Origin of the sequence: Rhizobium aethiopicum, from assembly GCF_900094625.1 — a bacterium.
Classification (GTDB): Bacteria; Pseudomonadota; Alphaproteobacteria; order Rhizobiales; family Rhizobiaceae; genus Rhizobium; species Rhizobium aethiopicum.
The window spans coordinates 16,689-39,069 of sequence record NZ_FMAJ01000002.1 but is presented as its reverse complement, the minus strand read 5'-3'; the positions used below and the strand labels follow the sequence as shown (position 1 = coordinate 39,069).

The window sequence follows — 22,381 nt, the reverse complement described above, 5'->3', positions numbered from 1 at the left end:
TCAGAATATGAGACTGAAAATCAGCCACCTCTCCGAATACAGCTACGACGAGCCCTCGAAATTCTCCTTGCAGCGGCTGAGGCTGACACCGCCGACGACCAATGCTCAAAAGGTGCTCGGGTGGTCGCTGAAGGTCGAGGGCGCCACGCCTGAGGTGGAATATGACGATCAGTACGGCAACCACGTCAACCTGGTCTCGCTGGAAGGCGAGCAGCATGTAACGAGCATCCTCGCCGAAGGCGAGGTCGAAACCGCGGACCTCAACGGCGTCACCGGCCCACACACCGGCTTCTGCCCGCTCTGGCTCTTCCTGCGCGAGACGCCGCTCACCAAGGGCGGCAAGCTCGTCAAGGAACTGACCAAGAGCGCCAACGGCGATAACGAACTCGCCCGCATGCATGCACTGATGGCCGCGATCCATGAGACCGTCGACTATAGGCCCGGAACCAGCGACACTTCGACGACAGCGGAACAGGCGCTGGAGAAGAAGAGCGGTGTCTGTCAGGACCATGCTCACATCTTCGTTGCCGCCGCCCGCGCCCTGCAGGTGCCGGCGCGTTATGTCTCCGGCTATCTGATGATGGAAGAAAAGGTCGAACAGGCGGCGACGCATGCCTGGGCCGAAGCCCATATTCCCGGCCTCGGCTGGGTCGGCTTCGACCCGGTCAATGAAATCTGCCCGGATGAACGCTATATCAGGATCGCCTCGGGCCTCTGCTACCGCGACGCCGCGCCGATCTCAGGCATGCGCATCGGCACGCCGGGTGAGACGCTGTCGGTGACCGTGAAGGTCGAGGACAGCAGCCAGATGCAGAGTCAGAGCCAGAGCTGAGCGACGCCGAAGGACAGAACGCGCCCTCGCGATTCCCCTTCTCCCCCTCGGGGAGAAGGGATTTGCCGCAACCTCTCCGTCCCTCGGACGCTCTCGCATGCCACGTACTCTCTCCCCCGCAAGCATGATGAAAGAGACGTTCGCGACTTGTCAGCAACAAAAAGGCGGGGCTTTCACCCCGCCTTTTCAAACCATCCCGATCTCGGATGCGTCCCCGCTCAGTGGCTGTCCTTGCCGACAGCGTTTCCGCGACATCCCTTGAGGAAGTCGAGGTCGGCGCCGGTATCAGCGCCTTCGACATGCTGCTGATGCAGGAAGGCATAGCCTGATGTGGGAAGATCATGGTTCGGCTGCCATTCGGCGAGACGGTGCGCCAGTTCCTCGTCCGATATGTCGAGATGCAGGCGGCGGTTCGGCACGTCGAGCTCGATCATGTCGCCGTTCTTGACGACTGCCAGTGGTCCGCCGACGGCCGCTTCCGGCGAGGTGTGCAGCACGACGGTGCCGTAGGCTGTGCCGGACATGCGGGCGTCGGAAATGCGTACCATGTCGAGGATGCCCTTCTTCAGCACCTTCGGCGGCAGTCCCATGTTGCCGACTTCGGCCATGCCGGGATAACCCTTCGGGCCGCAATTCTTCATGACCATGACGCAGGTCTCGTCGATATCAAGACTGTCGTCGTTGATCTTGGCCTTGTAGTCGTCGATGTCCTCGAACACGACGGCCCTGCCCCGGTGCACCAGGAGGTGCGGAGAGGCGGCCGAAGGCTTCAGCACCGCGCCCTTCGGCGCGAGGTTGCCGCGCAACACGACGATGCCGCCCGAAGAGGTCAGCGCCTTTTCAGCCGGCAGGATGACGTCTTCGTTCCAGTTGACGACATCCTTGACCTCGTCCCAGACGGTTTCGCCGGAGACCGTCAGCGCATCCTTGTGCAGGAGACCAGCCTCACCGAGGCGCTTCAGGACGACGGGCAGGCCGCCGGCATAGAAGAACTCTTCCATCAGGTATTTGCCCGACGGCATCAGGTTGACGATCGTCGGAACGTCCCGGCCGCAACGGTCCCAATCGTCCAGCGTCAGATCGATGCCGACGCGGCCGGCAATCGCCAGCAGGTGAATGACGGCGTTGGTCGATCCGCCGATCGCCGCATTGGTGCGGATGGCGTTTTCGAAGGCCTGCTTCGTCATGATCTCCGAGGGCTTCAGATCGTCCTTGACCATCTGCACGATGCGACGGCCGGTGAGCTGCGCCATGACCTTGCGGCGGGAATCGACGCCCGGGATCGCGGCATTGCCCGACAGAGCCATGCCGAGCGCTTCGGCCATGGAGGCCATGGTGGAGGCCGTGCCCATGGTGTTGCAGGTGCCCGACGAACGGCTCATCGAAGCTTCCGCCTCGAGGAATTCTGCCTGCGTCATCTCGCCGGCCTTCACCATCTCGGAGAACTTCCACAGATGCGTGCCGGAGCCGACGCGCTCGCCGCGGAAATAGCCGTTCAGCATCGGTCCGCCGGTGACGACGATCGACGGCAGGTCGCAGGAGGCCGCCCCCATCAGCAGTGACGGCGTGGTCTTGTCGCAGCCGACGAGCAGCACGCAACCATCCATCGGCTGGCCGCGGATCGCCTCTTCCACCGCGAGTGCCGCGAGGTTGCGGTACATCATCGCGGTCGGGCGGAAGGTGTTTTCGGATGCGGAGAACACCGGCACCTCGAGCGGGAAGCCGCCGGCCTCCCAGACACCCGCCTTCACCTTTTCGGCAAGCTCTCTGAGATGACCGTTGCACGGGGTCATATCCGACCAGGTGTTGAGGATGCCGATCACCGGCCGGCCGTCGAACAGGTCGTGCGGATAACCTTGGTTCTTAAGCCAGCCGCGATGATAAATCACGTCGCGGCTCGTGCCGCCATACCATTCCTGCGACCTCAGCCTGCGCGGCCATTCCGCTTTCTTTTTCATAATCTCTGTCCTTCAGCATATCCCCGGACCGCCTCGTACGGCCCGGGTCATCTCGCTTGTCTCAAGCCAGCGTGTAGGCGGTCTTGACGGTTGTGTAGAACTCGGCGGCGTATTTGCCCTGCTCGCGCGGGCCGTAGGACGAACCCTTGCGGCCGCCGAACGGAACGTGGAAATCGACACCTGCCGTCGGCAGGTTGACCATGACCATGCCGGCTTCCGAATTGCGCTTGAAGTGCGTGGCGTGTTTCAGGCTGGTCGTGGCGATGCCGGCCGAAAGCCCGAATGGCGTATCGTTGGCGATCGAAAGCGCCTCGTCATAATCCCTGGCCCGGATCACCGAGACCACAGGCCCGAAGATTTCCTCGCGCGAAATGCGCATCTGGTTGGTCGCTTCGGTAAACAGCGTCGGCTGCAGATAGAAGCCGGGCGTCTCGCGGGAGATGACCTCGCCGCCGAAGGCGAGCTTGGCGCCCTCCTTTTTGCCGATCTCGATATAGTCGGTATCGGTCTTCAACTGCCGCTCGTCGACGACGGGACCGATATGGGTGCCTGCCTTGAGCGCATTGTCGACGACCAGCGTCTTCAGCTTGTCGGTGAGCGCCGCGACGAATTTGCCATGAATGCCTTCGGTGACGATCAGCCGCGAGGACGCGGTGCAGCGCTGGCCGGTGGAGAAGAAGCCGGAATTGGCGGCTGCCTCCACGGCTACGTTGAGGTCGGCGTCGTCGAGCACGACCATCGGGTTCTTGCCGCCCATCTCAAGCTGGAACTTGCGGTTATGCTCGATGGAGGCGGCGGCGACGCGCCGGCCGGTGCCGGTAGAGCCGGTGAAAGTGATGCCGTGGACATCGGGGCTTTCGAGCATGGCCTGGCCGACGATCGATCCCTTGCCCATGACGAGGTTCAAGACGCCCTTCGGCAACCCTGCCCTGTTGAGGATGTCAACGATCGCCCAGGAGCAGGCCGGCACCAGCTCGGCCGGCTTGAAGACGATGGTGTTGCCGTAGGCGAGCGCCGGGGCGATCTTCCAGGCCGGGATCGCGATCGGGAAGTTCCACGGCGTGATGATGCCGATGACGCCGAGGCCCTCGCGGGTGATCTCGATGCCGATGTTCGGGCGAACCGACGGGATGACCTCGCCGGCGAGCCGCAGGGCTTCACCGGCGAAAAATTCGAAGATCTGCGAGGCGCGGATGACTTCGCCGGTCGCCTCAGGCAGCGTCTTCCCTTCCTCGCGGGCGAGCAGCGCGCCGAGTTCGTCCTTGCGCGCCATGATCTCGTCGCCGGTCTTCTTCAGGATGACGTGGCGCTCCCAGATGCCCGAGCGCGACCAGGCCGGAAAGGCGGCCTTGGCGGCGGCAATCGCGTTGCGGGTGTCTTCGGCGCTGCCGTTGGCATAGAGGCCGACGACCTCGTTCGTGTCGGACGGGTTGATGTTCTTCGTCGCGTCCGTGCCGACCCATTCGCCGGCGATCAGGTTTTGATAAATGGTCATGGGCTCAACAAGCCTCCTTTACCGTTTACAAACACGGCCCGCCGCGGACGCGGCCAGGCCTCGAAATTCAGAGCTGCTTGACAACAATCTCTTCCTCGGCCGCCACCTTCAGCGGATTGCGCAGTGGCAGGCCGAATTCGGCGACTTCGATCTCGAAGAGGTCGCCCTCTTCCGTCTTTATGCCGTCGGCAAAGGAAAGCGTCGCCGTGCCGAACATATGGACATGAACATCGCCCGGAACACGGAAGAGGCCATATTTGAAATGGTGATATTCGAGGTTTGCGAACGTGTGCGACATGTTCGCCTCACCCGACAGGAAGGGCTTTTCGAAGATCACCTTGTCGCCGCGCTTGATGCGCGAGGTGCCGCGAATATCCTCCGGCGCCGCGCCGACGCGGATTTCCGGGCCGAAGCTTGCCGGGCGCAACTTCGAATGCGCCAGGAAGAGATAGTTGATCCGCTCGGTGACGTGATCGGAAAATTCATTCGACAGCGCGAAGCCGATGCGGAAGGGCGAACCGTCCTTGGCGATCACGTAGATGCCGGCCATTTCAGGCTCTTCGCCGCCATCGAGCGCGAAGGAGGGCGAAACGAGCGGTGCGCCGGGGGCTGCAGCTCCATGGCCGTTGCCCTTGTAGAACCATTCGGGCTGAACGCCCTTCTCACCGGCCTTCGGCTTGCCGTTCTCAAGCCCCATCTTGAACATCTTCATCGAGTCGGTCAGCGTTTCCTCGGCCGCCTCGGTGGTCTTCTTGTGCATGGAATCACGGGTGGCGGCCGAACCGAGATGGGTGAGGCCGGTGCCGGTCAGATGCAGGTGGGCCGCGTCCGGATGGGTGATTGGCGGCAGGAAACGGCCTTCCGCATAGGCCTTATCCAGATCGACCGTATCGCCGTAGCCATGGGCTTCGATGACAGAGGCAAGCGACTTGCCGCCGTCGGCGGCTTCCATCGCCAGCGCATAGACGCTGCCGGCATTCTTGACCGACCGTGCCGCGCCGCCCTGCTCGCGCACGGCGACGACGATCTCTCCGTTGGCACCCTTGATCTGGGAAATAAGCACGACTTTCATCCTTCTCGTTCCGGCGAGGCTAGGAAAAAGCTCCGCCTGTCCGGCTCCGTCGGGAGCCGGAATTCATCATCCATATGACTGCGAATGCCGTGAGCTGGCGCCGGTAAGCGCTCAGCCCTTGTTCTTGTTGTAAACGTCGAAGAATACGGCGGCGAGAAGCACCGCACCCTTGACCATCTGCTGGAAGTCGATGCCGAGGCCGACGATCGACATGCCGTTGTTCATGACGCCCATGATGAATGCACCGATGACTGCGCCGGTGATCTTGCCGACACCGCCCGATGCCGAGGCGCCGCCGATGAAGCAGGCCGCAATCACGTCGAGCTCGAAGCCGACGCCGGCCTTCGGCGTTGCCGAGTTCAGGCGGAGTGCGACGATCATGCCGGCAAGACCTGCGAGCACGCCCATGTTGACGAAGGTGTAGAAGCTGAGGCGCTGCGTGTTGATGCCCGAAAGCTTGGTCGCCTTTTCATTGCCGCCCATGGCGTAGATGCGCCGGCCGACCGTCGTGCGCTTGGTGACGAAGGCGTAGATCGCGATCAGCACCAGCATGACGACGAGAACGTTCGGCAGGCCCCTGTAGCTGGACAATTGATAGCCGAGCCACCAAATGGCGCCCGAAACGACCAGGTTCTGGCCAATGAAGAAGCCCAGCGGCTCGACATCGATGCCATGGCTTTCGTTCACCTTGCGGCGGCGCCAGGCGAGGTAGAAGAGGATGACTGGCAGGATGACGGTCAGGATCAGCGAGGTCGACTGCACGGGCGCGCCGAAGATGTTGATCATGTCGCCCGGCAGGAAGCCGGTGCTGATGACCTGGAATTCCTTCGGGAACGGGCCGATGTTCTTGCCGGCCAGCACCGTCAGCGTCAGGCCGCGGAAGATCAGCATACCGGCGAGCGTCACGATGAAGGACGGGATGCGGTGATAGGCGATGAAATAGCCCTGCGCAGCGCCGATAATGCCGCCGACGATCAGACAAATCAGGCCGGCGACCCAGAAATTCATGCCCCATGTCACGGTGAAGATTGCCGCGAGCGCGCCGACGAAGGCGACGATCGAACCGACCGAAAGGTCGATGTGCCCAGCCACGATGACGAGCAGCATGCCGAGCGCCATGATGACGATGAAGGAATTCTGCAGGACGAGGTTCGTCAGGTTGACCGGCTTGAAGAGAATACCGCCGGTGTAGAACTGGAAGAATACCATGATCGCGACGAGCGCGATGAGCATGCCGTATTCACGAATGTTGCCGCGGATGTAGTCGGCAACGGAAACGACGTTGCTTTCCTCGGTTGTCGGGTTGACCGGAGTCATTGTTTCTTCTCCCCTGAGCGCATGATAGCGCGCATGATGGTTTCCTGGCTTGCTTCTCCCTTCGGCAGTTCGGCGACGATGCGTCCTTCGTTCATCACGTAGATGCGGTCACAAGTGCCAAGCAGTTCGGGCATTTCCGATGAGATCATCAGAACGCCTTTCCCATCGGCGGCAAGCTGGTTGATGATAGTATAAATTTCGTACTTTGCGCCAACGTCGATGCCTCGGGTAGGCTCGTCGAGGATCAAAATCTCGGGATCGGAGAACAGCCACTTCGACAGCACCACCTTTTGCTGGTTGCCGCCGGAAAGATTGACCGTTTCCTGGAAGATGCCGTGCGAGCGAATGCGCAGCTTCGACCGGTAATCCGTCGCGACCTTCATCTCCTTGATGTCGTCGATGACGCTGTTGTTCGAAATTCCGTCGAGATTGGCGAGCGTCGTATTGTGCAGGATCGTGTCGTTGAGCACGAGGCCGAGCTGTTTGCGGTCCTCGGTGACATAGGCAAGACCCGCATCGATCGCCTTGCGCACGGTGCTGACGTCGACGGCCTTTCGGTCGACGAAGACCTCGCCGCTGACCTTGTGCCCGTAGGACTTGCCGAAGACGCTCATGGCGAATTCGGTGCGGCCGGCACCCATCAGGCCGGCGATGCCGACGACCTCGCCTTTGCGGACGGTGACGTTGATGTTGTGCAGCACCTGGCGGTCGCGGTGATGCTGGTGATAGGCGTTCCAATTCTTGACTTCGAAGATCGTTTCGCCGATCGGCACGGAGCGCGGCGGGTAACGGTCGGCGAGGTCGCGGCCAACCATGTTCTTGATGATGATGTCTTCGCTGATCTCGTCGGCGTGACAGTCGAGCGTCTTGACGGTCATGCCGTCGCGCAGGACCGTGATCTGATCGGCGACCTTGCGGATCTCGTTCAGCTTGTGGGAAATGATGATCGAGGTGATGCCCTGATTGCGGAACTCGATCAGCAGATTGAGCAGCGCATCGGAGTCCTTCTCGTTGAGCGAAGCCGTCGGCTCGTCGAGAATGAGCAGCTTCACGCTCTTCGACAGCGCCTTGGCGATCTCTACGAGCTGCTGCTTGCCAACGCCGATATCGGTTACCAAGGTGTTGGGGGATTCGCGCAGGCCCACCTTCTGCAGCAGCTGCTTCGTGCGGTTATACGTCTCTTCCCAGCTGATCACGCCGTTCCTGGCATTCTCGTTGCCAAGGAAGATGTTTTCGCCGATCGACAGCAGCGGCACGAGGGCCAGTTCCTGGTGGATGATGACGATGCCGATTTCTTCGGAATCCTTCAGCACCTTGAAGTGGCGCGTCTCGCCTTCATAGACGATGTCGCCTTCATAGCTTCCTGTGGGGTAGACGCCTGATAGCACTTTCATCAGGGTCGATTTACCGGCCCCGTTTTCGCCTACCAATGCGTGAATCTCACCCTTGCGAACCTTGAGGTTCACGTTCTCCAGCGCCTTGACGCCCGGGAACGTCTTGGTGATGCTCCGCATTTCTAGGATGGTGTTGTCCATAGTCAAAGTTCCAGCGCCTTCAGCCGCCGAGCGGCCTGGCGATCATAAAATCGAAGGCCGGAACCCGCAAGCGCGGGCTCCGGCCTCCAGCTTAACGTCTTACTTCAGCTTGTCTTCGGTGTAGTAACCGCCGTCGACGAGGATCTGCTTGTAGTTGGTCTTGTCGACGGCAACCGGCTTCAGCAGGTAGGACGGAACGACCTTGACGCCGTTGTCGTAGGTCTTAGTGTCGTTGACCTCAGGCTCTTTGCCGGACATGACGGCATCGACCATGGCAACAGTGACCTTGGCGAGTTCGCGGGTGTCCTTGAAGACCGTCGAGTACTGTTCGCCGGCAATGATCGACTTGACCGACGGGATTTCAGCGTCCTGGCCGGAAACGACCGGAAGCGGCTGGTCAGCGGAACCGTAGCCGACGCCCTTCAGCGAGGAGATGATGCCGATCGACAGACCGTCGTAAGGCGACAGAACGGCGTCGACCTTGGCGTCGGTGTAGTTGGCCGAAAGCAGGTTGTCCATGCGGGCCTGAGCCGTTGCCGCATCCCAACGCAGCGTGCCAACCTTGTCCATGCCGGTCTGGCCGGACTTCACGACGAGCTTGCCCGAGTCGATGTAGGGCTGGAGAACGGACATTGCGCCATCATAGAAGAAGAAGGCGTTGTTATCATCAGGCGAACCGCCGAAAAGTTCGATGTTGAACGGGCCCTTGCCATCCTTGAGGCCGAGGGCGTCAACGATCGAGGTTGCCTGGAGAACGCCGACCTGGAAGTTGTCGAAAGTGGCGTAGTAGTCGACGTTGGCCGAGTCACGGATCAGGCGGTCGTAAGCGATGACCTTGATGCCGGCATCGTGAGCCTTCTGGAGAACGTCGGAAAGCGTCGTGCCGTCGATCGAAGCGATTACGAGAACCTTGGCACCCTTGGTGACCATGTTTTCGATCTGCGACAGCTGGTTCGGAATATCGTCGTCAGCATACTGCAGGTCGGTCTTGTAACCGGCGGCTTCGAGCTGCTTGACGATGTTGTTGCCGTCGTCGATCCAGCGAGCGGAGGACTTCGTCGGCATCGCGATGCCCACGAGCCCCTTGTCCTGCGCCATTGCCGGCATAACGAACGAAGCGACGCCGAAGGCGGCCGCAGCCATCAATGAGATAATGGATTTCATTTCTCTCTCCCTTGTTAATAGATCAGCGGACGAAAAATCGCCCGCCCGAAACTGTGGCAGGTTCCGTATTGGATAGTTACTTCAGATGGTGAGAAACGAAGTAGGTCTCCTCCACGATCTCACACGTGTTGAGTGCCAACCAGCACACGGCGGCAAACTGGTATGGATTCCTATAACTGTCAAATAGAATAACTGGTAATGTGCATAACAATTTTGGTATATCGTTAAAAAGTATTACTTTTGATGGAGCGCAGTGGGGAGGCTGCAACCATGACGATCGTTTCAGAGCCCATTTCGATGGATCACGTTGATATCCACAGCGACAGTTTCGGCGACGACAGCTTTCTCCGTTCGGGACTTAAGCTGAATCACCTGCGCATGATCGTCGCAATCGAAGATAGTGGGCAGATTTCCGCTGCCGCGGAAGTTCTCAACATTTCGCAGCCCGCCGCGTCGCGCATGCTGTCGGAAATGGAGGCAATCACCAAGACGCCGCTCTATGAGCGAGTCGCCCGCGGCGTGGTGCTGACGACCTTCGGCGCGGCGCTTGCGAGACGCGCCCGGAAGATCCTGCTGGAGCTGCGCGAGGCAAGCCGCGAGATCGCCGAATTAAAGAGCGGTAAGGGCGGCTCGGTCTTCATCGGCGCGGTGACGGCGCCGGCCATGAGCCTCGTCGTGCCGGCGATCAACAGGGTGCGCAAGGCCTATCCCGGCATCGAGATCAACATCCAGGTGGAGACGAGCAACGTACTCGCCCGCGAGCTGCTCGCCGCTCGCCACGACTTCATCATCGGCCGCATTCCCGACGACCTCAATCCGCGCCTGTTCGAGGTCAAGGAGATCGGCATCGAACGCGCCTGCCTGATCGTGCGCAACCGCCATCCGCTTCTGAAAAAGAAGAAGACGAGCAGCCTTGCCGACGTCAGGGATTACGACTGGGTGTTCCAGCCGCCGGGTACGCTGCTGCGCCGCACGATCGAAGACATCTTCCTATCGAGCGGCGTGGCGCTGCCCGAAAATATCGTCAACACCTCCTCGCTGCTGCTCACCTGCGCCATCGTCTGCGAAACCGATGCGATCGCCCCCGTCGCCGTCGACGTCGCCCATTTCCTGGCGAGCCAGGGCGCCAAGGCTTCCGACGTGCGCATGCTGCCGATCGATTTCGACATCAACGTCAAGCCCTACAGCCTGATCACCGCGAGAGAACGGGCGCTGCCGCCGAGCGCCAGACTGCTCTACGACATCATCCTCGAGGAGAGCCAGAAGCAAGGAGGCTGAGTGCCGCAAGCCCCGCGCCATCTTGCTCTCCTTTAATATGCCCTTCGGAAGGAAGGCGGATGCTGTTCGGACAGTCGGTATTTCAATCAGTGCTCGAGCGGCTGAAGGCGGAGGACGCGACGGACAACGAGGCCGAAGCGCCGATTGCCCACCGCGTCTCCGGCCTCGGTACCGGGTTTGCCTTCGATGTCATGCAAGGCGTCTCCGCCGCCTCGCAACGCGCTGGTCAGGCCTATTTCGACCATCTCGATCCCGATGCCGCCGTCGGAACTGCAGCAGAACCGCCGCCGTCCGAACCCGAACTTGTGATGCCGGACCATCTCACGCGCACCGCGCCGTCAGACGTCGCAGCGGAACTGGCGATCTCCGCCGCCGATACCCAACAGACGCTGAACGAGAAGCGGCGCGCCTTTGCCAAGGGCAATCATCCTGATGGCGTCGCGGAGCCTTTCCGCGACAATGCCAACAGGCGCATGATGATCGCCAATCTGCTGATCGACGAGGCGGTGCGCCGGCTGCCGCAGAGCTGAAGCTTTCTCAGGCAGGCAAACGTTCCGAGGCTTTTGGAAGAGCCGCCGCTTTCGGCTCGATTCGCGAAACTCTAAATGGGCTGCTTTGCTCGCAATGCAACCGGCACACATGGTACCAAGTTTGATTATTTCGCGTAGGAGTCGCAGATAAATCTGCTGCTAATTGGTGCCTCCCATAGCGGTTTTCGGGACCCTGCTATTACCATACCTACGCCCTTTTCGGTAGGACGTTGAACTATTTAGCGAAATTGAACGCGATACAACCCATTGTAACATAGGTCGGTGCAAATGTTTTCAGGGAGACGCCCGACATGTCATCTACGGAAGATCCGAAGCTGCCACGCAATACTGCGCGCAGACATTTTCTAGGAGTAACCGCAGCCGCCGGCGCTCGTCTGGTCGGCGTGGCGGCCATCGCCACAGCAATTTCTACCTCTCCGGCCAAGGCGCTGGGGCGGCTTTGGGGACGGGGCGGTTCCGGTGGAGGCGGCGGCTCGGGCGGGAGAGGTGGCTCTGGCGGACGTGGTGGTTCGGGTGGTGGCGGCAGCGGACCGAATTGCTTCCTGCGGGGAACGGCCATCCTCACGGATTGCGGTGAGAAACCTGTCGAGGATCTCAGCATCGGCGACCGCGTTGCCCTTCCCGACGGCAGCATCCGTCCGGTAAAGTGGGTCGGCCGCCAAAGCTTCAAGAAGAGCGGTGCGCGCTGGCACAAGGACGTCGTGCCGATCCGGGTTTCCCGCCACGCACTCGACGGGCATACGCCCCATTCGGATCTCTATCTCTCGCCTGGCCATGCGCTGTACCTGAACGGAATTCTGATTCAGGTGAAGGAGCTTGTGAACGGCACGACGATCGCACCGGTCACGCCCGCCGCCGACGGATCGATCGACTACTTTGCCATCATGCTCGATACGCACGAAGTTATCCTTGCCGAAGGCGCTGCGGCCGAGTCCTTCCATCTGAAGGACAGCAATCACGAGAACTTCTGCAATTTCGCGGAGTACCAGCGTCTCTATGGCAAGGAACGTGTCGTGATGACATCCTTTGCGCCATTGCTCGGAGGTGGCTGGTCACATCTGAAAGCACTTCTCCTGCTCGGCATTTCACCGCTGGTTCCGATCAGCGATCCATTCGGAGACGCCTGGGAAAAGGTCGACGCGCACGCCAAGGAACTGTCAATCTGACAGAACGGGAATGCGCCGGTATGCGGCTGGCCGTACGCGAAGCCGCGCATCGGTTTTGCGAGAACGCCAACAAAGACGTCAAGCGTGGCGCGCATCGGAAAGATCGCGGCCCGCTTGATTATTCGGCCTTCTTCTCTTCGGCTTTCTTCTCGTCGTCTGCTGCCGGCTCGTCCCCGTTTACGTCATCGGGTGTGACGATTGTCGCCGTCCCCGGCTCGTCCTCTTCCTCGGCGTCAGGCTGGACGACCGGTTCGGCGGTCTGAGGCTGCGGATCGAAGGTCCAGAACAATACATAGAACGCATAGGCGCCCGCCCCGCCCGATATCACGCCCCAGAAGGGGTCGCCGGTAACAAATTCGACCGTGGCCCAGGCGAAGCAGACGGCAACGATGGCAATTCGCACCCAGAGGCGCCGGTAAGCCGGATGGTTCGGATCGATTAGTTGCATCTCTGCCCCGCGGTCACTTGTGTCGCACTGCCCTCGGCCTGTGCCGCGCTTGTCTCTAAAGCCTTTCCCAGCCAGATTAAAGCATTCTGTTGGCGCAATCGGTATCGAATGTTCGGCCGGCCGGCAGCGCGTTTCCATCTGACCAGCAAAGGCTCTGGTTCGAATCTTGCAAATGTGAAAGATCCGCGGGCTTGACGCGACGCTGAGAAGGTGGAATGAAAATTCCAGATTTTAAGTAATTCGGTCTATTTGTTCCGGATTCAAGGAGGTTGAAATGACTGTAAGATTTGGTCTTCTCGGCGCCGGTCGCATCGGCAAGGTTCATGCGAAGGCCGTCAGCGGCGACACCAATGCGACGCTGGTTGCGGTGGCGGACGCCTTTCCGCAGGCCGCCGAGGCGATCGCTTCGGCCTATGGCTGCGAAGTGCGCACCATTGAAGCGATCGAAGCCGCTCGCGATATCGACGCTGTCGTCGTCTGCACGCCGACGGACACGCATGCCGATCTGATCGAGCGCTTCGCCCGCGCCGGCAAGGCGATCTTCTGCGAAAAGCCGATCGATCTCGACGTCGAGCGCGTGAAGGCCTGCATCAAGGTGGTGGAACAGACCGGCGCCAAGCTGATGGTCGGCTTCAACCGCCGCTTCGACCCACATTTCATGGCAGTCCGCAAGGTGATCGACGACGGCAAGATCGGCGATGTCGAAATGGTGACGATCACCTCGCGCGATCCCGGCGCCCCGCCGGTCGATTATATCAAGCGCTCGGGCGGCATCTTCCGCGACATGACGATTCACGATTTCGACATGGCCCGCTTCCTGCTCGGCGAAGAGCCGGTCTCGGTGCTGGCGACCGCGGCCGTACTCGTCGACAAGGCGATCGGCGAAGCCGGCGATTATGACAGCGTCTCGGTGATCCTGCAGACGGCCTCGGGCAAGCAGGCCGTCATCTCCAACTCCCGCCGCGCCACCTATGGCTACGACCAGCGCATCGAAGTGCACGGCGCGAAGGGCATGGCGGCGGCCGAAAACCAGCGCCCGGTCTCGATCGAAGTGGCAAATGGCGACGGCTACACCCGCCCGCCGCTGCACGATTTCTTCATGACCCGCTACACCGAAGCCTATGCCAACGAAATCGCCGCCTTCATTGCCGCCATCGAAAAGGGCACGAAGATCTCTCCCTCCGGCGCCGACGGCCTGGCAGCGCTGGCGCTCGCCGACGCCGCCGTGCAGTCGGTCAAGGAAGGCAGGCTCATCAAGATCGGCTGACGGCCCTCTCCCGACCGTACGCCGTGCATGAGATGGCCGGGCAAACGCCCGGCCGTTTTGCGTTATAGAGCCTTGCGGGCGTATGAAGCAAAGACCCTCCCCTTCTAGAGCGGGGTTGGGGAAGGTTTTAGCCCTACTCCCCGCCCTGCCCCCCCGATATCACGATATCCTGGTCGATCACCGACAGCGCCCGGTTGAGATGGCCTTCGAAGACGAGGATCGGTTCGTCGGGGACGACGCGGATTTCGGGCATGCCCTCCATGCGCACGACATGCGACTGGCCGAGGCCCTCCTCGATCCCCTGCCGCAGCAGATCGTAATAGCGCGTGCCCGGGCCGGTGATGGCGATTGGCATGCGTTCGGTGAGGCTGAGCATACGCGACAAGCCGTTGCCCAGCGCCAGGCCTGCCTGGCGAAAGGCGAAGGCGGAGGTGCGGTGGCCCTGGCGGGCGCGGGCGGCGATCTTGTCGAGTTCGGCGACCGGCACGAATTTGGCCGGAATGGTATCGAGCGGCACCTCGAAGGCGGTGCGCAGGATGGCATAGAAGCCGGCATAGGCCTCGATGCAGCCGCGCGTGCCGCAGCGGCAGAGGCCGCCACCCGCCATATGCAGCATGTGGCCGAAATTGGCGGCCGAAATTTCCTGGCCTGTCTGATTGCCGCGCCTGACGATGCCGAGGCCAATGCTGTGGCCGAGCGAAAGGGCAGCGAGCGAGCGGAAATCGGCGCCCTTGGCGATCTCCTCACGCGCGCCGAGGGCGGCGGCGACGAGCAGCGTCTCATTGTCGAGGATGACCTTGGCCTGCCATTCCGGCCGCAGCGCCGATTCGAAATCGATCTGGTCGCTGCCGAAGATCGGCGACCACAGAAGCACCGGTTCGTCGGAAGCGACGAGGCCTTTACTACTGATCGAGATCAGCAGCACCTTTTCCTGGGAAATCCGGGAGCGATCGAGAATGCGCAAGAGCCCGGCTTGTACCCCCGCGACGAAGCGAGCCGCACCTGACGGATCATGCGAGCGCTCCTCGCTGAAGCGATCGATCAGCTTACCGGCATAATCCACCAGCGAATATTGCACGGCATCCGAGGAGATGACGATGACGATCAGATAACCGCAGTCGCGCCGCTGGCGCAGAAGCACGCGTGGCCGGCCGCGGCCGCTCGCTGCCTGCTGCTCGGATTTTTCGATGATCTGGGCGCGTTCGAGATCGGCTGTGATCGCCGAGATGGTGGCCGAGGAAAGGCCGGTGAAATCGGAGATTTCGGTATGGGCGAGCGCGCCGTGGCGGCGCAGCACGGACAGCACGAGCACGCTGTTTCTCTGCCGGACCAGCTCCGTGCTCGACTTGGTCAGCATGAATGCCGCCCTCTTCCCTCTGCTCTCAGTTTAATCGTCAGACGCACGATGTCATGAGAAAACCGCTCATACTTTTCGGCATCATGCTCTGGCTCCGCCCCTCGCCTCCACTGCATCCCCGCCCGCTTCTGCGCAAGTGAATTAAGCCGGTAGTCCAGTGTTGACAGCTGAAAAAATCTCTGACAGTTAATTTCTCGACTGTCGAGAAAAAAATCGAATTGTTTCTCGACAGCTTTCGCGGTGGCCGGAGGAAGCATGGGCTGGGCCGGTCGCTACTCACTCGGGAGGACAATTATGAAGTCTATTTTGAAACTGATGGCCGGTGCCGCCATTCTCGTTTCCGTGCATACTGCCGCCATGGCTGCCGATCTCGTCGTCGGCGTTTCCTGGTCGAATTTCCAGGAAGAACGCTGGAAGACCGACGAAGCCGCCATCAAGAAGGCTCTCGAAGCCAAGGGCGCCAAATATATTTCCGCTGACGCGCAATCCTCGGCAGCAAAGCAGTTGACCGACGTCGAATCGCTGATCTCGCAGGGCGCCAACGCGCTGATCATCCTCGCCCAGGATTCCGACGCGATCGGCCCGGCGATCGAAAAGGCGGCCGCCGAAGGCATTCCGGTCGTCGGCTACGACCGCTTGATTGAAAATCCGGCGGCCTTCTACATCACCTTCGACAACAAGGAAGTCGGCCGCCTGCAGGCCGAGGGCGTCTTCAAGGTGAAGCCGGAAGGCAACTACGTCTTCATCAAGGGCTCTTCTTCCGACCCGAATGCCGACTTCCTGTTCTCTGGCCAGCAGGAAGTGCTGAAGGCCGCGATCGACGCCGGCAAGATCAAGAATGTCGGCGAGGCCTACACAGACGGCTGGCTGCCGGAGAACGCCCAGCGTAACATGGAGCAGTTCCTGACCGCCAACAACAACAAGGTTGACGCCGTTGTCGCCTCCAACGACGGCACGGCCGGCGGCGCGATCGCAGCGCTCGACGCCCAGGGCCTCGCCGGCTCCGTTCCGGTTTCCGGCCAGGACGGTGACAAGGCGGCGCTGAACCGCATCGCGCTCGGCACGCAGACGGTTTCCGTCTGGAAAGACAGCCGCGAACTCGGCAAGCGCGCCGCCGAAATCGCTCTCGACCTCGCCGGCGGCAAGGACATGAGCAAGGTCGACGGTGTCCAGGCCTTCAAGGGCGGCCCGAAGGGCGTGGAAATGCAGTCCGTATTCCTGAAGCCGCTTGCCATCACCAAGGACAATCTGAACGTCGTCATCGACGCCGGCTGGATTTCCAAGGCTGAAGCCTGCCAGGGCGTCAAGGCCGACACGGTTGCTGCCTGCAAGTAAGCCGGCACTGAACTGAAATACCGGCGCCGCAGCGGATACCGTTGCGGCGCCGGCTGCGGACGGGAATTCCAACGACGAAGTTTTCTCCGCCTCGCCGCACCATCGAAGACTTGCATTCCCTGCCGGAAGAGAGTCGCGACGCCACGCGACCGGTTTCCGGAAGCATCGCGATGGTCAATTGAAGACTTGACGAATGACGCCGTTGGCAGCCTCTTGCGCGCCGGCGCAGCCGTCCAAACAAATGGGGGAACGGCAAAACCCATGGCCGATATGTTAAAAGCAACGACTTCAAGCGGACCACGAGCGGCGGAAGCCAATCCGGTGGCCCGCTTTTTCCGCGCGACCGAGATCGACACGCGCCTGCTCGGCATGGTCGGCGCGCTCATCATCATCTGGATCGGTTTCCACATCATCACCGGCGGCCTGTTCCTGACCCCGCGCAATCTCTGGAACCTCTCGGTCCAGACGACCGACATCGCGATCATGACGACGGGCATGGTGCTGATCATCGTCACCCGCAACATCGACCTGTCCGTCGGCTCCGTGCTCGGCCTCTGCGGCATGATCATGGGTGTCACCCAGGCGCAGATCCTGCCGCAATATCTGGGCTTCGACAGCCCCTTCACCTGGGCGATCACCCTTCTCGTTGGCTTGATCGCCGGCTGCCTGATCGGCGCGTTCCAGGGCATCATCATCGCCTTCCTGAACGTTCCCTCCTTCATCGTCACCCTCGGCGGCCTGCTCGTCTGGCGTGGCGCGACCTGGCTCGTCACCAGCGGCCAGACAGTCGCGCCGATGGACCAGACCTTCCGCATCATGGGGGGCGGCGCGGAGGGCTCAATCGGCGCCACCTGGAGCTGGGTCGTCGGCATCGCCGCCTGCCTCTTCGTCATCGCCAGCATCGTCGGCTCACGCCGGCAGCGCCGCCGCTTCGGCTTTCCGCTGCGGCCGGTCTGGGCGGAATATTTCCTCGCGAGCCTCAGCTGCGTGCTGATCCTCGGCGCCGTCTCGATCGCCAACAGCTATTATTGGCCGATCAACATCGCCAAGCGTTATGCCGAGGCCAACAATATCCCCTGGCCTGAAACAGGCCTCGATATTCCCTACGGCATCGCCGTGCCGGTGCTGATCGCCATCGTCGTCGGCATCATAATGACCTTCATCGCCACGAGGCTGCGCTTCGGCCGCTATGTCTTCGCGATCGGCGGCAATCCCGAGGCGGCCGAACTCGCCGGCATCAAGACCCGCTGGGTGACGGTCCGCATCTTCGCGCTGATGGGCATTCTCGCAGCCGTTGCGGCGGCGATCTCGACCGCCCGCCTCAACGCCGCCACCAATGCGCAGGGCACGCTCGACGAGCTCTACACCATCGCCGCCGCCGTGATCGGCGGAACGTCGCTGGCGGGCGGCACCGGCACCATCGCCGGCGCCATGCTCGGCGCGCTCGTCATGCAGTCGCTGCAATCGGGCATGGTTCTCGCGCATGTCGACACGCCGCTGCAGAGCGTCGTCGTCGGCACCGTCCTTGTCGTGGCGGTCTGGCTCGACACCGTCTACCGCGCCCGTGCCAAGTGAGAGGAGCCCTAGACATGGCTGATCAACGCACTCCCCTCGTGGAACTGAAAAACATCTCAATCTCCTTCGGCGGCATCCACGCCGTGGACAACGCTTCGGTCGATCTCTACCCCGGCGAAGTGGTGGCCCTGCTCGGCCATAACGGCGCCGGCAAATCGACGCTGATCAAGATTCTCTCCGGCGCCTATAAGCGCGATGGCGGCGAGATCCTGATCAATGGCGAGCCGGCCGACATCCGCAACCCGCGCGATGCCAAGAAATACGGCATCGAGACGATCTACCAGACGCTTGCCGTGGCCGACAATGTCGACGCCGCCGCCAACCTCTATCTCGGCCGCGAGCTGAAGACCCGCTGGGGCACGCTCGACGACGTGGCGATGGAAGCCTCGGCGCGCCAGGTGATGGGGCGGCTCAACCCCAACTTCAAGCGCTTCAAGGAGCCGGTGAAGGCGCTTTCGGGCGGCCAGCGGCAATCGGTGGCGATCGCCCGCGCGATCCTCTTCAACGCCCGCATCCTGATCATGGACGAGCCGACGGCGGCCCTCGGCCCCCAGGAGACGGCGCAGGTCGGCGAGCTGATCAAGCAGCTGAAGAAGGAAGGCATCGGCATCTTCCTCATCAGCCACGACATCCACGACGTCTTCGACCTCGCCGACCGAGTCTCGGTGATGAAGAACGGCCAGGTGGTCGGCCACGCCCGCACCGAGGACGTGACCAAGGACGAGGTGCTCGGCATGATCATCCTCGGCAAGGTGCCGCCGAAAGCCATCCCCGGCCCCGGCGCCATGCAGATCTGACCGCTATCCGATAACTCCATGACCACCCGCTCCGCCGCCCGCAAGGCCGGCGGGGTTTTTTGTGCCGTTCCCCAGGCTGACGGATAAAAACACGCGCCAAACCACAAGCATCAGTATTTCTGAGAATTTCACGATTGAAGCCGGCCGCAAGCTAGGCTAAGAACCACCCATCGGACAGGCGATTCAAACCGCCTCAGGCATGCACCCGTAGCTCAGCTGGATAGAGTGTTGGATTCCGATTCCAAAGGTCACAGGTTCGAATCCTGTCGGGTGCGCCATTCATTTTAGGTCTGCATCGCCACATACGACCGAAACCAGCCGTAAGAGCCTTCGAACCGCGAGTCGCCTCTAACGAGGAAGCCGCCGTCGAGGAGGCACGAAGCCTGGCTGTACAGCATGCGGGCGTCGTGGCCTGGAAGAGCGAAGGCGATCCAGTGGTTGGCGAGGAAGGCGACCCGGAGATCGTCTTCCAGTCAGGTAGAGTCGGTGAATTCTTCTAAGCGGTCATCCGCAACTCGTCTCACCCGGTTATCTCTCCGACCTTCGCAGCGATGACGTCCATCCCGTACGGCTTCGGAATGAAGACGGTATCGCGTGGCAGCTCGTCGGTCGACAACCGGTGTCTACCCGATGCGATGATCACCGGCACGTTCACGTGGGTGGACGAGATCATCCTGGCGAGATCGAGACCGCTTAGCCCTCCGGGCCTGTCGACGTCCGTGACGACCGCGTCGATCTTCCGCTGGCCGAGGACGGCTACGGCCTCCAGGACGTTACCGGCTTCGACGACGTCGTAGCCCTCGTCGGCAAGAGTGTCGGCAAGCATTATTCTGATCAGGAATTCGTCTTCGACAATGAGAACCGTACGCTGGTACATGGCAGTCTCCGCTTCGTGGTCACGAGATGAACTCGCTTGTCCAGATTTAGATCGCCCCTCGAGCCGGAGTATTTGCAAACATATTCAATAAAAAGCCAACAATTCCGAAGACAGACGCGGGCACCCGAAAGGCACCTGTGCAGGGGCCGCGCGAAGATGCGGTTCCCCTCGTCTGCCGATCACGCCCTGGCAAAATCGCGGGCCGCCTGAATGAACGCAGTGAAGGCTGCCGGCGGGTTCTTCCTTCCTGGATAGTATAGGGCCAGCGGCGCCAGCGAGGGCGTCCAGTCCTCCAGCACGCGCACAAGCCGACCGGCCGCAATGTCTTCGCGCACATCCGCCTCCATCACGTATCCGAGGCCTACTCCGTTCTGCGCCGCAATTTTAACCAGGCTCGACTCATCCAAAGTGATTGAACCCTGGACGTCTACTTGAACGGCATTCCCGTCCTTCTCGAATTTCCATCGGAACAGCGCGTTGTTGGGAAGACGCGCGCGGATGCAGCGAAACCGGTACAGGTCGGTCGGTACAGTCGGCGTGCCGTGGACGCGCAGGAAGTCTGGCGATGCGACGACGGCATTGCTACGCCTCAGGCCCAGAGGCACGGCGATCATGTCGGCCGGGACGAGATCGGCCGGCCGCAGGCCCAGGTCGAAACCGGCCGCGACGATATCGACGATCCGTCCTTCCGTGACCAGGTCGACATGCACCTGGGGATAGCGCTGCAGGAACGAGAGGATGAGCGGCTCCATAACCTCTCGGGCCGCCGTGGCAAACGCGTTGATGCGCACCGTGCCCGTCGGAACCTCCTGGAGCGACTGGGCCGCCAGCATCGCGTCATGAATATCGGTCACCGCCGGTCCGACACGTTCGACAAAGGTCTTGCCCGCCTCGGTCAGCGAGACGCTTCGCGTCGTCCGGTTGAACAGGCGGATGCCGAGGCGCTGTTCGAGCTTCGAGATGGAATTGCTCAAGGCCGTCGTGGACATGCCGAGATCCAGAGCAGCAGCCCTGAACGATCCGAGGCGGGCGATGCTGAGGACGGCATCAAGGTCAGCAAGAACGGAGCGGTTCATTGTCCCTCTTTTCGCAACGTCACATCCTCGTTCATCCCGCTTATCCCGTCAATGAGCGTGATTTAAGTTGGGACCAGTCGATCTCGCAGGGAGATCAAGCGGCCGCCGAAGAGGCTGTTTCACGAATAGGAGAACCGAATGACGATCAAACTGCCGCGGGCCATCGAAGCCTATTTCGAGGCAGACCGGACGGGTAGCCCGGAAGCTGTTGCAGCCGCCTTTACCGAAACGGGTGTCGTGAAGGATAAAGGCAAGACCCATCGCGGTCGCGATGCCATCCGGGCGTGGATGGTGGAAGTAGGGCAGCTCTACACCTACACGACGGAGCCCTTCTTCATCGGCACGGAGAACGGCAAGACCCAGGTGACGGCCCATGTCGACGGCACCTTCCCCGGCAGCCCAATCGATCTGCGCTTCTTCTTCGTCCTTGCGGGCGACAAGGTCGCCGAACTGGAGGTCACCGTATGAGTGCGTTTCTTACTCTGGAGGGCCGCCGGGCTCTCATCACTGGCGGCACCTCGGGTGCGGGCGCTTCAACGGTCGCGCTGTTCAAGGAACTCGGCGCCCGTGTGCTGACCACTGCTCGCAAGAAGCCGGCGAACTTCTCAGGCGCGGCGTTCGTCGAAGCCGACCTGACCACCTTGAACGGCGTCCAGACTGTTGTTGACGCCGTTCACCGGGAGCTCGGCGGGCTCGACATTCTCGTGAACGTGTTGGGCGGCTCTTCGGCACCTTCAGGTGGCTTCGCGGCGCTCACCGAAGCCGAATGGGAAAAGGAATTCAACCTCAACTTCTTTCCGGCTGTCAGACTGGATCGTGCTCTCATTCCCGGCATGATCGCCCAGGGAAGCGGGGTCGTCATCCACGTGAGCTCGATCCAGAGGATTCTTCCGCTGCACCAGGCGACGACAGGCTACGCATCGGCGAAGGGCGCGCTCAACACCTATAGCAAGAGCATCTCCAAGGAGGTCTCCCCCAAGGGCGTGCGGGTGGTGCGGGTCTCCCCCGGTTGGATTGCCGATCCTGGATCCAACGGTCTCGCCCTGCGTATCGCGGAGGAAGCCGGGATCAGCTACGACGAAGCTGTGCAGGCGATCATGGACTCGCTTGGCGGCATACCGCTCGGACGGCCGGCCAAGCCGGGAGAAGTCGCCGACCTTATCGCGTTCCTGGCCTCGGACCGCGCGGCGTCCATTACGGGGACGGAGCATGTGATCGACGGTGGGACGGTGCCCACCGCATGAACGCTCGGCGGCGCCCGCAACAAAGCCCATGGGGGCG

20 protein-coding genes and 1 tRNA gene are annotated in these 22,381 nt (G+C 61.6%); 11 read left to right on the top strand and 10 right to left on the bottom strand.

Annotated features, from left to right (window positions below):
- Window positions 1-7: 7 nt before the first annotated feature.
- On the top strand, window positions 8-832 hold the full coding sequence (locus tag GA0061105_RS04520) for a transglutaminase family protein (protein WP_092748383.1): 825 nt from the start codon (window positions 8-10) through the stop codon (window positions 830-832).
- A 218-nt stretch (window positions 833-1,050) separates the two neighbouring features.
- Here the strand turns inward: GA0061105_RS04520 and araD are convergent, their stop codons facing one another.
- The 6 genes from araD to chvE all read right to left on the bottom strand — a co-directional run bounded on the left by araD (window position 1,051) and on the right by chvE (window position 9,373).
- On the bottom strand, window positions 1,051-2,790 hold the full coding sequence (gene araD, locus GA0061105_RS04515; protein WP_064695353.1) for an L-arabinonate dehydratase: 1,740 nt from the start codon (window positions 2,788-2,790) through the stop codon (window positions 1,051-1,053).
- 61 nt (window positions 2,791-2,851) lie between these two features.
- On the bottom strand, window positions 2,852-4,285 hold the full coding sequence (locus GA0061105_RS04510) for an aldehyde dehydrogenase family protein (protein ID WP_092748381.1): 1,434 nt from the start codon (window positions 4,283-4,285) through the stop codon (window positions 2,852-2,854).
- Between the two features lie 67 nt (window positions 4,286-4,352).
- Window positions 4,353-5,348 (bottom strand): AraD1 family protein, encoded by a 996-nt coding sequence (gene araD1, locus GA0061105_RS04505; protein WP_167358530.1) that lies wholly within the window; start codon window positions 5,346-5,348, stop codon window positions 4,353-4,355.
- A 120-nt stretch (window positions 5,349-5,468) separates the two neighbouring features.
- On the bottom strand, window positions 5,469-6,674 hold the full coding sequence (mmsB, locus tag GA0061105_RS04500; RefSeq protein WP_092748377.1) for a multiple monosaccharide ABC transporter permease: 1,206 nt from the start codon (window positions 6,672-6,674) through the stop codon (window positions 5,469-5,471).
- Complete coding sequence (mmsA, locus tag GA0061105_RS04495; RefSeq protein ID WP_092748375.1) at window positions 6,671-8,209, bottom strand: multiple monosaccharide ABC transporter ATP-binding protein; 1,539 nt, start codon at window positions 8,207-8,209, stop codon at window positions 6,671-6,673. The genes mmsB and mmsA overlap by 4 nt, the downstream gene beginning before the upstream one ends.
- A 99-nt stretch (window positions 8,210-8,308) precedes the next feature.
- Entirely contained in the window at window positions 8,309-9,373 is a 1,065-nt protein-coding gene (gene chvE / locus GA0061105_RS04490; protein WP_064695357.1) for a multiple monosaccharide ABC transporter substrate-binding protein, read from the bottom strand.
- 270 nt (window positions 9,374-9,643) lie between these two features.
- Between chvE and GA0061105_RS04485 the strand changes: the two genes are divergently transcribed.
- The 3 genes from GA0061105_RS04485 (at window position 9,644) to GA0061105_RS04475 (ending at window position 12,368) form a co-directional block, all read left to right on the top strand.
- A complete protein-coding gene (locus GA0061105_RS04485) occupies window positions 9,644-10,651 on the top strand; it encodes a LysR family transcriptional regulator (protein WP_092748373.1) in 1,008 nt (335 codons plus the stop codon).
- A 59-nt stretch (window positions 10,652-10,710) separates the two neighbouring features.
- Window positions 10,711-11,181: a hypothetical protein gene (locus GA0061105_RS04480; protein ID WP_092748371.1), complete on the top strand. Its 471-nt coding sequence runs from the start codon at window positions 10,711-10,713 to the stop codon at window positions 11,179-11,181.
- Window positions 11,182-11,492: 311 nt separating this feature from the next.
- Window positions 11,493-12,368 (top strand): Hint domain-containing protein, encoded by an 876-nt coding sequence (locus tag GA0061105_RS04475; RefSeq protein ID WP_064695360.1) that lies wholly within the window; start codon window positions 11,493-11,495, stop codon window positions 12,366-12,368.
- A 118-nt stretch (window positions 12,369-12,486) separates the two neighbouring features.
- On the opposite strand, the gene GA0061105_RS04470 is transcribed toward GA0061105_RS04475, so the two are convergent.
- Complete coding sequence (locus tag GA0061105_RS04470) at window positions 12,487-12,816, bottom strand: hypothetical protein (protein WP_064695361.1); 330 nt, start codon at window positions 12,814-12,816, stop codon at window positions 12,487-12,489.
- A gap of 274 nt (window positions 12,817-13,090) precedes the next feature.
- Here GA0061105_RS04470 and iolG point away from each other — a divergent pair, with 274 nt between their 5' ends.
- The gene (gene iolG, locus GA0061105_RS04465; protein ID WP_092748369.1) at window positions 13,091-14,083 is read left to right on the top strand and encodes an inositol 2-dehydrogenase; all 993 of its coding nucleotides are present in this window, start codon (window positions 13,091-13,093) and stop codon (window positions 14,081-14,083) included.
- Between the two features lie 133 nt (window positions 14,084-14,216).
- Here the strand turns inward: iolG and GA0061105_RS04460 are convergent, their stop codons facing one another.
- On the bottom strand, window positions 14,217-15,440 hold the full coding sequence (locus tag GA0061105_RS04460; protein ID WP_092748368.1) for an ROK family transcriptional regulator: 1,224 nt from the start codon (window positions 15,438-15,440) through the stop codon (window positions 14,217-14,219).
- A gap of 294 nt (window positions 15,441-15,734) precedes the next feature.
- On the opposite strand from GA0061105_RS04460, the gene xylF reads away from it, so the two are divergent.
- The 4 genes from xylF to GA0061105_RS04440 all read left to right on the top strand — a co-directional run bounded on the left by xylF (window position 15,735) and on the right by GA0061105_RS04440 (window position 19,425).
- Window positions 15,735-16,775: a D-xylose ABC transporter substrate-binding protein gene (gene xylF / locus GA0061105_RS04455; RefSeq protein ID WP_064695364.1), complete on the top strand. Its 1,041-nt coding sequence runs from the start codon at window positions 15,735-15,737 to the stop codon at window positions 16,773-16,775.
- 261 nt (window positions 16,776-17,036) lie between these two features.
- Entirely contained in the window at window positions 17,037-18,350 is a 1,314-nt protein-coding gene (locus GA0061105_RS04450) for a sugar ABC transporter permease (RefSeq protein WP_092748366.1), read from the top strand.
- Window positions 18,351-18,364: 14 nt separating this feature from the next.
- Window positions 18,365-19,147 carry an ATP-binding cassette domain-containing protein gene (locus GA0061105_RS04445; RefSeq protein WP_003581354.1) on the top strand — a complete coding sequence of 261 codons (783 nt, stop codon included), beginning with the start codon at window positions 18,365-18,367 and terminating at the stop codon, window positions 19,145-19,147.
- Window positions 19,148-19,348: 201 nt separating this feature from the next.
- Window positions 19,349-19,425, top strand: a tRNA-Arg gene (locus GA0061105_RS04440).
- 242 nt (window positions 19,426-19,667) lie between these two features.
- On the opposite strand, the gene GA0061105_RS04430 is transcribed toward GA0061105_RS04440, so the two are convergent.
- Window positions 19,668-20,024: a response regulator gene (locus GA0061105_RS04430; protein WP_092748362.1), complete on the bottom strand. Its 357-nt coding sequence runs from the start codon at window positions 20,022-20,024 to the stop codon at window positions 19,668-19,670.
- 179 nt (window positions 20,025-20,203) lie between these two features.
- Entirely contained in the window at window positions 20,204-21,100 is an 897-nt protein-coding gene (locus GA0061105_RS04425) for a LysR family transcriptional regulator (protein WP_092748360.1), read from the bottom strand.
- Window positions 21,101-21,238: 138 nt separating this feature from the next.
- Here GA0061105_RS04425 and GA0061105_RS04420 point away from each other — a divergent pair, with 138 nt between their 5' ends.
- The gene (locus GA0061105_RS04420) at window positions 21,239-21,568 is read left to right on the top strand and encodes a nuclear transport factor 2 family protein (RefSeq protein WP_092748358.1); all 330 of its coding nucleotides are present in this window, start codon (window positions 21,239-21,241) and stop codon (window positions 21,566-21,568) included.
- Complete coding sequence (locus GA0061105_RS04415) at window positions 21,565-22,344, top strand: SDR family oxidoreductase (protein ID WP_092748356.1); 780 nt, start codon at window positions 21,565-21,567, stop codon at window positions 22,342-22,344. The genes GA0061105_RS04420 and GA0061105_RS04415 overlap by 4 nt, the downstream gene beginning before the upstream one ends.
- Window positions 22,345-22,381 lie beyond the last annotated feature (37 nt).